Genomic DNA, 15093 nt, shown 5'->3' with positions numbered 1-15093 from the left:
CGGGATTCATTAGCGGGGTATGATAGCCGCCGATCCGAACCACTGAAAATTTATCCAGCGTTTTTTGCGCCCGACTATCCATGATCAGCACTGAACTCAAAACCACGATCCAGGGCGCCTATTCGCGTTTTCTCGAAGCCAAGAGCTTGAAACCGCGCTACGGCCAACGCCTGATGATCGCCGAAGTGGCCAAGGTCCTCGGGGATATCGACACCGACGACGAAGGTCGCCGCGAGGGTGAGCCCGCGGTCGTGGCCGTCGAGGCCGGCACCGGTACCGGCAAGACCGTGGCCTACAGCCTGGCTGCGATCCCCACCGCCAAGGCCGCCGGCAAGCGCCTGGTGATCGCCACCGCCACCGTCGCCCTGCAAGAGCAGATCGTCTACAAAGACCTGCCCGACCTGATGCGCAACAGCGGCCTGAATTTCACCTTCGCCCTGGCCAAGGGCCGTGGGCGCTACATGTGCCTGTCCAAGCTCGACGTGCTGTTGCAGGAAGGCCACGCGCAAACCGCTACGGCGTCGCTGTTTGAAGAAGAAGGCTTCAAGATCGAGGTGGATGAAGTCAGCCAGAAGCTGTTCACCAGCATGATCGAGAAACTCGCCGGTAATAAATGGGACGGTGACCGCGACAGCTGGCCCACCGCCCTGGAGGATGCCGACTGGGCGCGCCTGACCACCGACCACAGCCAGTGCACCAATCGCCATTGCCCCAACTTCGGTCAGTGCGCTTTCTACAAGGCCCGCGAAGGCATGGGCAAGGTCGATGTGATCGTCACCAACCACGACATGGTCCTGGCCGACCTGGCCCTGGGCGGCGGCGCCGTGCTGCCCGACCCGCGTGACACCCTCTACGTTTTCGACGAAGGCCATCACCTTCCCGACAAGGCCATCGGCCATTTCGCCCACTACACACGCCTGCGTTCCACTGCCGACTGGCTGGAAACCACCGCGAAGAACCTCACCAAGTTGCTCGCCCAGCACCCGCTGCCCGGTGACCTGGGCAAGCTGATCGAACAGGTGCCGGAGCTGGCGCGGGAGATCAAGACCCAGCAGCAATTCATGTTCAGCGCCTGCGAGCAGGTGGCGGATTTCAAACCCGGCGAAGACGTCGAGGGCCGTGAGCGGCCGCGCCATCGGTTCGTCGGCGGTTTGATTCCCGAGCACATGCGCGAAATGGGCATTGAGCTGAAGAAGGGTTTCTCACGCCTGACCGATCTGTTCACCCGCCTCACCGACCTGCTCAAAGAGGGCATGGACGGCGAGGTCAACATCGGCATCGCCAGCAACCAGGCCGAGGAGTGGTACCCGCTATTCGGCAGCCTGTTGTCCCGTTCCCAGGGCAACTGGGAATTGTGGACGGCCTTCACCGTTGAAGACCCGGAAGACAACCCGCCCATGGCGCGTTGGCTGACCCTGTCGGAAAGCGGTGCGTTGTTCGACATCGAGGTCAACGCCAGCCCGATCCTGGCCGCCGAAATGCTGCGCCGTAATCTGTGGAACGTGGCCTATGGCTGCCTGGTCACCTCGGCCACGCTGACCGCCCTGGGCACCTTCGACCGCTTCCGCATGCGCGCCGGCCTGCCGAAAAAGGCTGTCACTGCGGTGGTGCCGAGTCCGTTCCATCACGCCGACGCCGGTGTGTTGCGAGTGCCGGACCTCAAGGCCGATCCACGGGATGCAGCGGCCCACACGGCTGCGATCATCCGTGACCTGCCGGAGTTGGTAGAAGGTTCACGCGGAACGCTGGTGCTGTTCTCGTCGCGCAAACAGATGCAGGACGTGTTCGACGGCCTCGACCGTGACTGGCGCAAGCAGGTGTTTATCCAGGGCAACCTGTCCAAGCAGGAAACCCTCAACAAACACAAGGCGCGGGTGGATGGCGGGGATTCCAGCGTGCTGTTCGGCCTGGCGAGTTTCGCCGAAGGGGTGGACTTGCCCGGTGCCTACTGTGAGCACGTGGTGATCGCCAAGATCCCGTTCTCGGTGCCGGATGATCCGGTCGAGGCGGCCTTGGCCGAATGGATCGAAGCACGGGGCGGTAACCCGTTCATGGAAATCTCGGTGCCGGATGCTTCCTTGAAGCTGGTCCAGGCCTGCGGTCGCTTGCTGCGTACCGAAGAAGACCGAGGCACCATCACCTTGCTCGACCGCCGATTGGTCACCCAGCGCTATGGCAAGGCTATCCTTAATGCGTTGCCGCCGTTCAGGCGCGAAATTTCTTAAGCCACCGTGGGCGGATTCGCCCACTTCGTGGTCTATCTCACTGTATTTCATCAGGCCATCCATCGGCCGTCTGGGAGAACCTTGCTCGTATGATTCGCACGCTGCCCGCCCTTTTTGCCCTGCTGTTCGCCGCGCCCTTGATGGCCGCGCCCGCCGGGCAACAGACCCTGTTCAATTTCGTCCGGCCTGCCGATGTGGTCAAGGTGGCGACCCAGGACGCCAGCCTGCCGCAGTACAACGCTGAACAGACTCCCGAAGGTGAAGTGCTGCGCCGTATCACCTTCAACCCGGCTGCCGAGCCAAGCCTGGTGCTTAGCCCGCAGACTGGCGCCTGGGACTGGTCTCAGTCGGGGGCCATGAGCCTGCGCATCCAGAGTGCGATGGATTGGGCGCTGACGCTCTACGTGAAAGTGCAGAGCAGTGATGGCCGTACCCTGGTCAGTCGCATCGACCTGCCGGCGGGCCCGGCCCAGACCCTGCTGGTCCCGTTGCAGGCCAACTCGCCGCTGAGCCAGGGCATGAAGGCCGGCCCGCCGATGCCGATCACCGTAGACGGCCAGCGCGTCTTGCTGGCCAGCAGCGCGGGCGAGATCGACCGTAGCCAGGTGGTCTCGGTGACGCTGTCGATGATCAAGCCCAACGCCGCCCAAAGCATCCTGCTGGAGCGCTTTGGCGTGCAGGACAGCGAGCCGGTGTTGAAGGCCGCCTACAGCGAATTGGTGGATGCCTATGGTCAATCCACCCGTGCCCGCTGGCCGGAAAAGGTCAGCAGCGACGAACAACTCAAGGCTGCAGCAGCCAAGGAGCAACAGCAGCTCCAGGGCTGGCTGGCCACGCGGGATAAGTCCGCGCTGGACCAATACGGCGGCTGGAACAAAGGCCCGGCCTTCGACGCCAGCGGCTTTTTCCGCACCGAGAAGCGCGATGGGCGTTGGTACCTGGTGACGCCGGAGGGGCATCCGTTCTATTCGCTGGGCGTTAATACCGTGGCCCCGGACAACACCCAGACCTACGTGTCCGGCCGAGAATGGATGTTCGCAGCACTGCCCAAGGCTGGCGAACCGTTCGACAAGTATTACGGCAGCGGCGACAACCGCACCGGCAACGGTGCGGGTGAAGGCCGCAGCTTCGGTGCCGGGCGCTGGTACGATTTCTACGGCGCCAACCTGCAACGCACCTACGGCGGTGACGGGTTTGACCAGAAGCGCTGGACCACTCACACCCTCGACCGCCTGCAAGCCTGGGGCTTCAACACCGTGGGCAACTGGAGCGACGACGACCTGGCCCGTGCCGACCGTGTGCCCTACACCTTGCCGCTGTCGATCGTCGGCGACTACACCAGCATCAGCACCGGCACCGACTGGTGGGGTGGCATGCCCGACCCGTTCGACCCGCGTTTTGCCATGGCCACCGAGCGCGCCGTCGCTATCGCCGCCCGCGATCACCGCGATGATCCGTGGTTGATCGGCTTCTTTGCCGACAACGAGTTGGCCTGGGCCGGCCCTGGTGATGATCCGAAGTCTCGCTATGCCTTGGCCTACGGCACCTTGCGCATGACCACCGACGTTCCGGCCAAGCGCGCGTTCCTCAAGCAACTGCGTGACAAGTACCGTAACGAAGAAGGCCTGTCGAAAGCCTGGGGCATCGAATTGAAGGGCTGGGAGCTGATGGAAGACCCAGGCTTCGAACCGCCGATGCCCAACCCTGAGCACCCGGAGATCGAAGCGGACTTCAAATACTTCCAGAAGACCTTTGCCGATGCTTACTTCAAGACCATTTCCGACTCGCTGAAATGGCATGCGCCCAACCAGCTGCTGCTGGGCGGTCGTTTCGCCGTGAGCACGCCGGAAGCCGTGGCGTCCTGCGCCCAGTATTGCGATGTGCTGAGCTTCAACATGTACACCCTCAAGCCGCAGGACGGTTATGACTTCGCTGCCCTGCGTGCGCTGGACAAGCCGGTGCTGATCACCGAATTCAACTTCGGCTCGGCTGACCGTGGCCCGTTCTGGGGCGGCGTGACGCAGTTGGCCAAGGAAGAGGACCGCGGTGTGGCGTACGGCAACTTCCTCAAGCAGGCCATGGCTGAACCGTCGATTGTCGGCGTGCACTGGTTCCAATACCTGGATCAGCCGGCAACCGGGCGTCTGCTGGACGGCGAAAATGGCCACTTTGGCCTGGTGGGCATCACCGACGTGCCGTTCCAGGGCTTTGTCGACAGCGTGCGCAAAAGCAACCTGGCAGCGGTCGATCAACTGGGCAAGGAGGCGGAAAAGGCCAAGGCAGCCGGTGCCGTGCGTGAAAGCGAAGGCGGCAGGGTCGGGCACGAAGGCAAAGGCCCGGGGCAGGGCGCTGGGCATGCGGGCGGGCACTCAGGGAATGGTCATTGATTGAGGGCTGACGGGTTCACAAAACCCACCAGTACTGGAACAATGTCGGCCACTTTTTGCTGTGTTGTCCGAGGGTGTTCAGGTGCAGATCCAGGGTCATTACGAACTCCAGTTCGAAGCGGTACGGGAAGCCTTTGCCGCGTTGTTCGATGACCCGCAGGAGCGTGGTGCCGGGCTGTGTATCCAGATAGGCGGCGAAACCGTCGTCGACCTGTGGGCCGGCACCGCCGACAAGGACGGTGCCGAGGCCTGGCACAGTGACACCATCGTCAACCTGTTCTCCTGCACCAAGACCTTCACCGCCGTGACGGCCCTGCAATTGGTGGCCGAAGGCAAGTTGCAACTGGACGCACCGGTCGCCAACTATTGGCCTGAATTTGCGGCAGCGGGCAAAGAATCCATCACCCTGCGCCAGTTGCTCTGCCACCAGGCCGGGTTGCCGGCAATCCGCGAGATGCTGCCGACCGAGGCGCTATACGACTGGCAACTGATGGTCGATACCTTGGCGGCCGAAGCCCCATGGTGGACGCCCGGCCAAGGTCATGGCTACGAGGCGATCACCTACGGCTGGCTGGTGGGTGAATTGCTGCGTCGCGCCGATGGGCGCGGACCGGGAGAATCCATCGTGGCGCGGGTTGCGCGGCCACTGGGGCTGGACTTCCATGTGGGCCTGGCGGATGCAGAGTTTTATCGTGTGGCACATATAGCGCGTAGCAAAGGCAATATGGGCGATGAAGCCGCACAACGTTTACTGCAAGTAATGATGCGTGAACCCACGGCCATGACGACCCGTGCATTTGCTAATCCACCGTCTATTCTGACCAGCACTAACAAACCTGAATGGCGCCGTATGCAGCAGCCAGCGGCAAATGGTCACGGTAATGCACGCAGTCTGGCGGGCTTTTATAGCGGCTTATTGGACGGTAGTTTGCTCGAAGCCGACATGCTCGAACAATTGACCCGCGAACACAGTATCGGGCCGGATAAAACATTATTGACACAAACCCGTTTTGGCTTGGGCTGCATGTTGGACCAACCGCAGCTGCCCAATGCCACCTTCGGCCTTGGCCCGCGTGCATTCGGGCATCCTGGGGCGGGCGGCTCGGTCGGGTTTGCCGACCCAGAGCATGATGTAGCGTTTGGTTTTGTGACTAATACATTGGGGCCTTATGTACTTATGGACCCACGGGCACAGAAGTTGGTCGGAATATTGGCCGGTTGTCTGTAAACCCCTTGCTGTTTCACGTTTTTTTGTTACAAAGGCAACTATAAGAAGGCGCTGAACGAAACGATGTAACTTTAATGTTCTGTAAGCGTCTGTTTAACGGGTCATCCAGACCCCCGTTTCTTTTCTCATTTTGTGGATATCTCATGTTATCGAACAAGTCCTTGGCACTGGCGCTATGCCTCACTATTACCGGCTGCGCACAAACTCCACAAAATGATGCCGAGGGCGGGCATTGGTGGTCATTTGGATCTGATAAGGCCGCGACCAAGGATGCAGTGACCCAAACCGATGCCAAGCCGGACGCTAAACCGGACGCCAAGCCCGCTGCCGGCGCCAAGCCTGCCGCCCCGGTAGCCGCTGCTGCCGCTCCCGCTCCCGCTGCCAAGGCTGACACCGGCTCCAGCTGGTGGCCGTTCTCTTCCAAGAGCGCCGACGAAAAGGCCGCCGATGCCAAGGCTGACCTGAAAGCCGACCTCAAGGCCGCCGAGCCAGCCCCTGCCGCTGCCCCAGCTGTCGCCAAGAACGACACCGAAACCAAATGGTGGTGGCCGTTCGAAAGCAAACCCAAGCCGTTGGCCAAGGTCGACGTGACCAACGTGCCGATGCCGGATCCGAAAATCACCCAGGCCTGGCTGGATGACTATGAGCCGCGCCTGCGCGCCGCCATCAAGGACAGCAACCTGCAACTGGAACGACGCGACAACGTGCTCGTCGTGATCGCGCCGGTAGACGGTTCCTACAACCCGAAACGCCCAGCCATGTTGCTGCCGGTCACTCTCGGTCCGTTCACCCGTGTTGCCAAGGCCGTTGAAGCCGATCCGAAGACCGCCGTACTGGTGCTGGGCCACGTTGATGCCACCGGCACCGCCCCGGCCAGCCAGGCGTTGTCCAAGGAACGCGCACAATCCATCGCTTCGATCTTCAGCCTCAGCGGTCTGAAGCAGGACCGTCTGATGCTGCGTGGTATGGGCGACCTGATGCCACGTGCCGCCAACGACAGCACTCAGGGCCGTGCGCTGAACCGTCGCATGGAGATCATGTTCACCCAGCGCACCACCATGTTGGCGCTGTTGAGCAAGTATCAATCGGGCAAAACCCCGCCTGTCGCTGAAATGGTTGCGGTACAGGCCGCTCCAGCGCCAGTAGCAGCACCTGCTGCGAAGAAAGCCGCAGCGAAAAAAGCCCCGGTCGCCAAGAAAGCCGCCGCCAAGCCCGCCGCTAAAAAAGCGCCAGCCAAGCCTGCTGCCAAAAAAGCTGCACCGGCTGCCAACGACCAGGCGAAAAACTGATCCGCTGAACCAGAAGGATAAAGCCGCATGACCCAGGCACTGGCCGATATGCGCCGTGACTACACACGGGATGGTTTGAGCGAGGCCCAGGCCCCGAGCGAGCCGTTTGCCTTGTTCCACCAGTGGTTTGCCGACGCGGTGAAAACCGAGCAGCCACCGGTGGAGGCCAATGCCATGACCTTGGCCACGGTCGACCAGGACGGTCGCCCTCACTGCCGCATCCTGTTGCTCAAGGGCCTGGACGCGCAGGGCTTTACCTTTTTCACCAACTATCAGAGTGCCAAGGGCCAGCAGCTTGCGGCGCGGCCGTTCGCGGCCATGACCTTCTTCTGGCCGACCCTGGAGCGCCAAGTGCGCATCGAGGGGCGGGTAGTCAAGGTCACGGCTGAAGAGTCGGACGCTTATTATCAGGTCCGCCCGCTGGGCAGCCGCCTGGGTGCCTGGGCGTCTCCGCAGAGCCAGGTCATTCGTGACCGCGAGGAACTGCACGACCTGCTCAAGGCCACCGAGCAGCGTTTCAGCGACACCCAGCCCGACTGCCCCGAGCATTGGGGTGGGTATCGCTTGCTGCCGGAACGCATCGAGTTCTGGCAAGGTCGTGCCAGCCGCTTGCACGACCGCCTGAACTATCGCCTGCAAGGGGCCGATTGGACCCGCGAGCGCTTGGCGCCCTGAGCTGCACCTTTCGTCACTTCACCTGAATGTTGCCCATCACGCTGAAGTCTCTATTACAGAGGCTTCGGGCGTGTAGTGCTGTGTGGTGTTCCTGGCGACTGTCGCGACTACAATCAAAGTAATCCTTGAAGGGTACGCTACCGTTCGTCGATTTTTCTGGTGCGGGCAGTCTGTACTCAGGCTGAATGAAAGCAATTTTCTGCGGTGCTTGCCGTGACAGGCGTCAAGCTGCAGCGTTTAATGACCACCTGTCCTTTGGAGTTGATGCTATGCGTAAGTCCGTTTTACTGGTTGCCTGCTTTACCACCCTGTCGTTGCTGCTGGGTGGCTGCGCCTCGAGTCTGACCGGCGACTCGTACTCCCGTGACGAAGCGCGTCGTGTACAGACCGTGCGCATGGGCACCATCGAATCCCTGCGTCCGGTGAAAATCGAAGGCACCAAGACCCCAATCGGCGGCGCTGCCGGCGCAGTCATCGGCGGTGTTGGCGGCAGCGCCATCGGCGGTGGCCGTGGCAGCATCGTGACTGCCGTGATCGGTGCTGTTGCTGGCGGCCTGTTGGGTTCGGCCACCGAAGAAGGGCTGACCCGCACTCAAGGTGTGGAAATCACCGTTCGCGAAGACGACGGCAGCATGCGCGCCTACGTGCAGGCTGTGCAGGAGAATGAAATTTTCCGCATTGGTGACCGCGTGCGCATCATGACCGTTGATGGCACCAGCCGCGTTACTCGCTAAGCCCTGGTTGTAGAAACACAAAACCCCAACCGGGTGACTGGTTGGGGTTTTTGGTTTTCTGGGCGGGCATTTTTAGGTGGCGGTCGGATTAAATGCAAAAACGCAGGCAATAAAAAACCGCCTTAGTAGGGCGGTTTTTTATTGCATACCCAACTAACGGCTGGGGATGCGACTCAAAGATGCATTGACCTGCATCCAAAGGCCACGTGTTCCGGTAAGTGTGCTGGAGGTAGGCCCAACGTAAGGGGGCCGACGACGTATGTGGAACCTCGTAGTGAACTGCCTGCGTGCTTATCACGTATGGAAGTTCCTGCGAGACAGCTTCGATGACCTGTAAGGTCTGAGAAGTGGAGCCGCCTCGGTCAATCCGAGGCGGCTTTTTGGTTTTCGGTCTGTCGGTTCAACCCTGAAGCGTGGCCTTCTTACGACTCGCCATCGCCGTCACCGCATAACCAATACACGCTGCCAGAATCGATCCGGTCAAAATCCCCATTCGGTCCTCACCTGCAAACTCACTGGCACCCGGCACAAATGCCAGCGAACCGACAAACAGGCTCATGGTAAAGCCGATCCCACAGAGGATCGCCACACCAAACACCTGCCCCCAGTTCGCGCCGCTGGGCAGGGCGGCGAGGCCGGTCTTGATGGCCAGCCAAGTAAGGCCAAACACACCCACGGTCTTGCCGATCAGCAGGCCAGCGGCGATGCCCATGGGCACGTGGTGGGTGAAGCTTTCCAGGCTGACGCCGGTCAGGGATACGCCGGCGTTGGCGAAGGCAAACAGCGGCAAGATGCCGTAGGCCACCCACGGGTGCAGGGCGTGTTCAAGCGTGAGCAGCGGCGAGGGCTCGGCGTTCTTGGTACGCATCGGGATGCAGAAGGCCAATGTCACGCCGGCCAGCGTTGCATGCACGCCGCTCTTGAGCACGCAGACCCACAGGATCAGCCCAATGATCAGGTATGGCCCAAGCTTGATGACGCCCAGGCGGTTCATCGCAATCAAGGCAACCAAGCACGCACCCGCGCCTGCAAGGGCAGCGCCGGACAGGTCGGCGGAGTAGAACACCGCAATCACAATGATCGCGCCCAGGTCGTCAATGATCGCCAGGGTCATCAGGAACAGCTTCAGCGACACCGGCACGCGCTTGCCGAGCAAGGCCAGCACGCCGAGGGCGAAGGCAATGTCGGTGGCCATGGGGATCGCCCAACCGGAGAGTGCGGCGGGGTAATCCTTGTTGATCGCCCAGTAGATCAGCGCCGGCACGACCATGCCGCCGATAGCCGCCGCGCCTGGCAGCACCACTTGCGAGGGCTTGGACAGGTGGCCGTCGAGCAGTTCACGCTTGACCTCCAGGCCGATCAGCAGGAAGAACAGGGCCATCAGGCCGTCGTTGATCCACAGCAAGGCCGGCTTGGCGATTTTCAACGCGCCGATCTGCGCCACCACCGGTACGTCGAGAAACGCCTCGTACAGGTGCGACAAAGGTGAATTGTTGATGATCAACGCCAGGGCGGCAGCCGCGATCAACAACAGACCGCTGGCGGCTTCCAGCTGGAAGAAACGGGTAAAAGTGCTACGCAGAGGCAAGGGATGCTCTCCAATCCAGATTCAATAGGTGGGTACCCTAACCCGTACCGTTAGTTGTTAAAACAAAAGTTATATTCTTATTTGTTATAAGCAGCTGTTTGGCATGACGTTGCGTCTAAGCCTGGCAATTGTGTGTCCGATTGAGTCGGTACTGTATCTGTGTCACACGTAGGAAACCCCCTAAAATCAGGGCTTACACCTTCAGAGAAACCCTCCATGAGCGACCACCGTCCCTGGGCCCGCGAAGCCATTCGCATTATTGAAGCCGACTTCCAGCGCAGTGCCGACACGCACCTGATCCCGTTGCCGCTGCCGGGGTTGCCGGGTATCGAGTTGTACTTCAAGGACGAGTCCAGCCACCCCACTGGCAGTCTCAAACATCGACTTGCCCGCTCGCTGTTTCTCTACGCGCTGTGTAACGGTTGGCTCAAGCCGGGCGCGCCGGTGATCGAGGCCTCCAGCGGTTCGACGGCAATTTCCGAAGCCTACTTCGCGCGTTTGCTCGGTTTGCCGTTTATTGCGGTGATGCCGGCCACCACTTCCCAGGAAAAGATCGCGCAGATTGCCTTCTATGGCGGCAAGAGCCACCTGGTAAAGGATCCCACGCAGATCTACGCCGAATCCGAACGCCTGGCGCGGGAAAGTGGCGGTCACTTCATGGACCAGTTCACCTACGCCGAACGTGCCACTGACTGGCGGGCGAACAACAATATCGCCGAGTCGATCTTCCAGCAGATGCGCTTCGAGCAGCATCCGGAACCGAGCTGGTTGATCTCCAGCCCCGGCACAGGCGGCACCACCGCGACCCTCGGGCGTTATGTGCGTTATCGCCAGCACTGCACACGCGTGTTGTGCGCCGATGCCGAGCGATCGGTGTTCTTTGATTACTACCAGAGTGGCGATGCGAGCTTGCGCCTGGACTGTGGTTCGCGCATCGAAGGCATTGGTCGGCCACGGGTCGAGGCGTCGTTCCTGCCCAAGGTGATTGATGCGATGGTCAAGGTGCCGGATGCACTGTCGCTGGCGGCCATGCACTATCTGGCCGAGCGCTTGGGACGGCGGGTCGGTGGTTCCAGCGGGACCAACCTGGTCGGCGCTCTGGTGGCGGCGCAGCAAATGAAAGCGGCGGGTGAGTCGGGTTCGATTGTGGCGATCTTGTGTGATGGCGGGGAGCGGTATGCCACGACTTACTACGATCAGGCCTGGCTCAACGCCCAGGGCTATGAATTGGCCGAGTTGATTGCGGCCGTTGCGGCCAGTGTCGAGCGGGGCGAGCCGTTGCCGGACAGCATCCTGCGCGCCAACATTTAATCGTGTAGGAGCCCGGCGAACCGGGCTCCTACCAGGGCATGTGTCAGGCCTCGATACCCAACATGTCCCGCGCCAACGCCTCGGCAATCCGAATCCCATCCACGCCTGCCGACAGAATCCCACCGGCATAACCGGCGCCTTCCCCGGCCGGGAACAGGCCTTTCACGTTCAGGCTCTGCATCGATTCGTTACGGGTGATCCGCAGCGGCGATGAAGTGCGTGTCTCAATGCCGGTCAACACCGCGTCGTGCAGCGAATAACCCTTGATCTGCTTTTCGAACGCTGGCAAGGCTTCACGGATCGCTTCGATGGCGAAGTCCGGCAAGGCCAGCGCCAAATCGCCCAGGGACACACCTGGTTTGTAGGACGGTTCCACACTGCCGATCGCCGTCGACGGCTTGCCGGCGATGAAGTCACCCACCAGTTGTGCTGGCGCCTCGTAGTTGCTGCCGCCGAGGACATAGGCGTGGGATTCCAGGCGTTCCTGCAGCTCGATACCCGCCAGCGGACCACCCGGATAATCCACCTCAGGGGTGATGCCGACCACGATGCCGGAGTTGGCATTGCGCTCGTTACGCGAGTACTGGCTCATGCCGTTGGTGACCACACGGCCCGGCTCGGAAGTCGCCGCGACCACGGTGCCGCCGGGGCACATGCAGAAGCTGTAGACCGAGCGGCCGTTCTTGGCGTGGTGTACCAGCTTGTAGTCGGCCGCGCCGAGTTTCGGGTGGCCGGCGTATTTGCCCAGTCGCGCGGCGTCGATCAAGGATTGCGGGTGTTCAATACGGAAACCCACCGAGAACGGCTTGGCTTCCATGTACACACCACGGCCATGGAGCATGCGGAAGGTGTCGCGGGCGCTGTGGCCCAGCGCCAGGATCACGTGCTTGGACAGGATCTGCTCGCCGCCATCGACGACCACGCCGTTCAACTGGCCGTCTTCGATCAGCACGTCGGTCACGCGCTGTTCGAAGCGCACTTCACCGCCGAGGGCGATGATCTGCTCGCGCATGTTCTCTACCACGCCGGTCAGGCGGAACGTACCGATGTGCGGCTTGCTGACGTAGAGGATCTCTTCCGGCGCACCGGCCTTGACGAACTCATGCAGGACTTTGCGGCCGTGGAATTTCGGGTCCTTGATCTGGCTATACAGCTTGCCGTCGGAAAAGGTCCCGGCGCCCCCTTCACCGAACTGCACGTTGGACTCGGGGTTGAGCACGCTTTTGCGCCACAGGCCCCAGGTGTCCTTGGTGCGCTGGCGCACTTCCTTGCCGCGCTCAAGGATGATCGGCTTGAAGCCCATCTGCGCCAACAACAAGCCGGCGAAGATGCCGCAGGGGCCGAAACCGACCACGATTGGACGTTCCGTGAGGCCTTCCGGCGCCTGGCCCACGACGTTGTAGCTGACATCCGGCGCCGGGTTGATGTTGCGATCATCGGCGAATTTGAGCAGCAGGGCGGCTTCGCCCTTCACGTTCAAGTCGATGGTGTAGATGAAGCACAGCTCCGAGGATTTCTTGCGGGCGTCGTAGCTACGCTTGAACAGGGTGAAATCGAGCAAGTCATCACTGGCGATGCCCAGGCGCTGCACGATGGCGGGCCGCAGGTCTTCTTCGGGATGGTCGATGGGCAGCTTGAGTTCGGTGATTCGTAACATGACAGGATCCGGTAGGCGGCGGGCTCGGAGGCCGGCTGTTTTGCAAACCGGCGATTATAAGCCCCAATGGCGGTTTCCCGTCATGTTAAAACAGCACGGCGTGGCGTCAGTCGTCGCGCGAACCGCCGAACGACGCACAACCGCGCTGCACCTGGCCGTTGACGCGCAGTTCGGCGCTCATGTGTTGCAGGCTGCCGCTGACCGGATCGACGCAACGCTGCGGGGCCACCCACAATTCCACGTGTTGATTATTGGCCTCGGTCATCAGGTTGAATCGGCCGTCACCGATTTGTTCTTCCACATAAGGCACCGCCAGTGGCGGCTGGCCTTCGCGCTCCAGCACCAGGCCCTTGGCGGTGACGTTCATCACCCAGGTCGGTTTGTGGCCGTTGGCGCGCAGGATCATGCGTTTGAAGTCGGGGTCGTTGCAGGCCGAGGTCGAGCGCTCGACGCGGTAGAGTTGTTGCAGGTCGACGCTGCCCTGGGTGCCACTGGCAACCCCGGAGAATTTACCGCGCAGGTCGGCAAACAACGCACCTTGCTCGCCGGCCAGCGAAGCCGCTTCCTGCAGGATGCTGGTGCCGCCGGTGTCGTTGACCACATAGTTGCGTTTGTCGCCACACGGCTGGAACAGCAGTTTGCCGCCGACTGCCGTGAGTTCGCCCTGCATGCGGGTCAGCCCGGCAATAGAGGGCTTGGCCGGATCGTTATCGAACATCTGGCAGGCGCCAAACAGGGGAAACAAGGCAAGTAGAGCAAGGGTATGGGCGGCACGCATCATCGAGTCTCCAGACAAGTGCCGCCACGTTACGCAGGCCTGCGCTGCATCACAAGTCCGGGACAGGGTTTGAGCAGCCTGCCGCACGATGATGGGAAACGGCGCATTGCTGTTTGATACTTTTCCTACACTCAGGTTTGGAGAGTCGTGAGAGTGTCGACCTCTTTTGACCGGAGGTCGCCATGAATATCAAATGGAGCATCTGCATGCTGCTGCTCTGGGCAAATACTGGCTTTTCAGACGAGCCCGCCCGGCTCTCTTACTCGTCAGCCACTGACTTCACGGATATTTCGATGACGCTCAAGCGTGCTGGAAAGTCTGATTCGGCTTATGTCGAGGTGGATGTCTCGCTGAGCCCAGAGGCGAAGGCAAGGACACAATCCATTACGCTGCTGGCCTACCAAAAGTACGTAACACTCTATGTAGACGGTTACCCGTTAAGCACGTCCAAAGTTCAAAGCCAGCTGGGCGGGGCGTTCAGGTTTTCCGCCCCGCGTGCGCTGGTGGTTGAATGGATGTCTCGGTTCTCACGTGAGGCGGTGGCCGCTCAACCCACGATGTAGGTCTGGCCGGTCTGCAAACCCTCGACGCTTTTTGCGTACGCCAGTGCCACGTCGGCCCCCGTCGCCGGTTTGAACCCGCGGAAGTACGGGGCGTAGCTGCCCATGGCCTCCAGCAGGACAGTCGGGCTCACCGAGTTGACGCGCAGCCCGCGCGGCAACTCGATCGCCGCGGCTTTGACGAAGGCATCCAGCGCACCATTGACCAGTGCCGCCGAGGCGCCGGTGCGGATCGGATCGCGGTTCAGAATGCCACTGGTGAAGGTGAACGAGGCGCCATCATTGGCGTACTCGCGGCCGATCAACAGCAGGTTGACCTGGCCCATCAGCTTGTCACGCAAACCCAGTTCGAAGTCGCTTTCGCTCATCTCACCCAGCGCCACAAAGTTCACGCTGCCTGCCGCACAGACCAGGGCATCGAATTTGCCGGTCTGTTCGAACAGCTTGCGGATCGACGCGCTGTCGCTGATATCCACTTGGAAGTCACCGCTGTTGCGGCCGATGCTGATCACGTCGTGACGCTGAGCCAGCTCTGCCTTGACCGCTGAGCCAACCGTGCCGCTGGCACCAATCAATAGGATTTTCATCGTGCTGTTCCTCCAGGGGGTAAGTGAGGGTTCAGTCTAGTGTGGCTTTTTTGGCGGATAAACGCGCTAATAGG

General features: G+C 61.3%; 12 protein-coding genes. 8 read left to right on the top strand and 4 right to left on the bottom strand.

The genetic code is table 11. The features are described from left to right. Positions 1 to 80: 80 nt before the first annotated feature. The 6 genes from dinG to ACP7BX_RS03055 all read left to right on the top strand — a co-directional run bounded on the left by dinG (position 81) and on the right by ACP7BX_RS03055 (position 8538). Positions 81 to 2225, top strand: coding sequence for an ATP-dependent DNA helicase DinG (gene dinG, locus ACP7BX_RS03080; protein ID WP_038849724.1), 2145 nt, complete (start codon positions 81 to 83; stop codon positions 2223 to 2225). 89 nt (positions 2226 to 2314) lie between these two features. Beyond that, a complete protein-coding gene (locus ACP7BX_RS03075) occupies positions 2315 to 4612 on the top strand; it encodes a beta-galactosidase (RefSeq protein ID WP_426129754.1) in 2298 nt (765 codons plus the stop codon). A gap of 82 nt (positions 4613 to 4694) precedes the next feature. Then, the gene (locus tag ACP7BX_RS03070) at positions 4695 to 5840 is read left to right on the top strand and encodes an EstA family serine hydrolase (RefSeq protein ID WP_033902842.1); all 1146 of its coding nucleotides are present in this window, start codon (positions 4695 to 4697) and stop codon (positions 5838 to 5840) included. Between the two features lie 143 nt (positions 5841 to 5983). Next, complete coding sequence (locus ACP7BX_RS03065) at positions 5984 to 7129, top strand: OmpA family protein (RefSeq protein ID WP_314525583.1); 1146 nt, start codon at positions 5984 to 5986, stop codon at positions 7127 to 7129. Positions 7130 to 7156: 27 nt separating this feature from the next. Next, positions 7157 to 7804, top strand: coding sequence for a pyridoxamine 5'-phosphate oxidase (pdxH, locus tag ACP7BX_RS03060; protein WP_033902749.1), 648 nt, complete (start codon positions 7157 to 7159; stop codon positions 7802 to 7804). A gap of 269 nt (positions 7805 to 8073) precedes the next feature. Beyond that, positions 8074 to 8538 carry a glycine zipper 2TM domain-containing protein gene (locus tag ACP7BX_RS03055; RefSeq protein ID WP_003189251.1) on the top strand — a complete coding sequence of 155 codons (465 nt, stop codon included), beginning with the start codon at positions 8074 to 8076 and terminating at the stop codon, positions 8536 to 8538. Positions 8539 to 8938: 400 nt separating this feature from the next. Here ACP7BX_RS03055 and nhaA read toward each other — a convergent pair whose 3' ends face one another. Further along, positions 8939 to 10126, bottom strand: a complete 1188-nt coding sequence (gene nhaA, locus ACP7BX_RS03050) for a Na+/H+ antiporter NhaA (RefSeq protein ID WP_314525589.1) — start codon at positions 10124 to 10126, stop codon at positions 8939 to 8941. A 216-nt stretch (positions 10127 to 10342) separates the two neighbouring features. On the opposite strand from nhaA, the gene ACP7BX_RS03045 reads away from it, so the two are divergent. Further along, positions 10343 to 11437 carry a PLP-dependent cysteine synthase family protein gene (locus tag ACP7BX_RS03045; RefSeq protein WP_426129750.1) on the top strand — a complete coding sequence of 365 codons (1095 nt, stop codon included), beginning with the start codon at positions 10343 to 10345 and terminating at the stop codon, positions 11435 to 11437. Positions 11438 to 11480: 43 nt separating this feature from the next. Here the strand turns inward: ACP7BX_RS03045 and ACP7BX_RS03040 are convergent, their stop codons facing one another. Further along, positions 11481 to 13094 (bottom strand): NAD(P)/FAD-dependent oxidoreductase, encoded by a 1614-nt coding sequence (locus ACP7BX_RS03040; RefSeq protein ID WP_314525594.1) that lies wholly within the window; start codon positions 13092 to 13094, stop codon positions 11481 to 11483. Between the two features lie 106 nt (positions 13095 to 13200). After that, positions 13201 to 13872, bottom strand: a complete 672-nt coding sequence (locus ACP7BX_RS03035) for a COG3650 family protein (RefSeq protein ID WP_033902841.1) — start codon at positions 13870 to 13872, stop codon at positions 13201 to 13203. 182 nt (positions 13873 to 14054) lie between these two features. On the opposite strand from ACP7BX_RS03035, the gene ACP7BX_RS03030 reads away from it, so the two are divergent. Beyond that, positions 14055 to 14435, top strand: a complete 381-nt coding sequence (locus ACP7BX_RS03030) for a hypothetical protein (RefSeq protein WP_426129748.1) — start codon at positions 14055 to 14057, stop codon at positions 14433 to 14435. Here the strand turns inward: ACP7BX_RS03030 and ACP7BX_RS03025 are convergent. Continuing rightward, on the bottom strand, positions 14420 to 15019 hold the full coding sequence (locus ACP7BX_RS03025) for a short chain dehydrogenase (protein ID WP_038849739.1): 600 nt from the start codon (positions 15017 to 15019) through the stop codon (positions 14420 to 14422). The genes ACP7BX_RS03030 and ACP7BX_RS03025 overlap by 16 nt on opposite strands. Positions 15020 to 15093 lie beyond the last annotated feature (74 nt).

The sequence above is a fragment of the Pseudomonas sp. DWP3-1-3b3 genome (assembly GCF_049896305.1).
Classification (GTDB): domain Bacteria; phylum Pseudomonadota; class Gammaproteobacteria; order Pseudomonadales; family Pseudomonadaceae; genus Aquipseudomonas; species Aquipseudomonas azotoformans_A.
The sequence above is the reverse complement of the archived record's forward strand: the minus strand, read 5'-3'. Positions and strand labels throughout refer to the sequence as shown.